Below are 283 nucleotides of genomic sequence, written 5' to 3'. Positions count from 1 at the left end.
AGCGTAACGGCAGCCTCAACGTCTGGAACGGGGCGGATCATCACAGATTTCACCGTACAACTACTGACCTGCCCGAAGTCAGCCTGCGCCCCCCGGAAAACGGCCTGTACGCCGAGCGGATCGATGGCGCATGGTACTGGGTTTCTGGTTGCGCCAAGTGCAACGGAACCGGTGAGAAGTACAGCTACGTGGTGTGCGATAAGCACAACGTTTGCCGCCTGTGCAGCACTCACCGCTCGAAGCTCACGGAAACACCGTGGGGCCATCCTGACGGCTTCACCTG

Annotated in this window: 1 protein-coding gene; it reads left to right on the top strand. The window is 60.1% G+C overall.

Features of this window, described 5'->3' with window-relative positions:
- Window positions 1–283, top strand: a 283-nt coding sequence (locus KMS84_RS40005) for a hypothetical protein (protein ID WP_256921568.1), incomplete at both ends; no start/stop codon positions are given.

Origin of the sequence: Streptomyces hilarionis (assembly GCF_024539675.1) — a bacterium.
Taxonomy (GTDB): Bacteria; Actinomycetota; Actinomycetes; order Streptomycetales; family Streptomycetaceae; genus Streptomyces; species Streptomyces hilarionis.
Note: the sequence above shows the minus strand (reverse complement) of the source record. Positions and strands in the feature narration are given on the sequence as shown.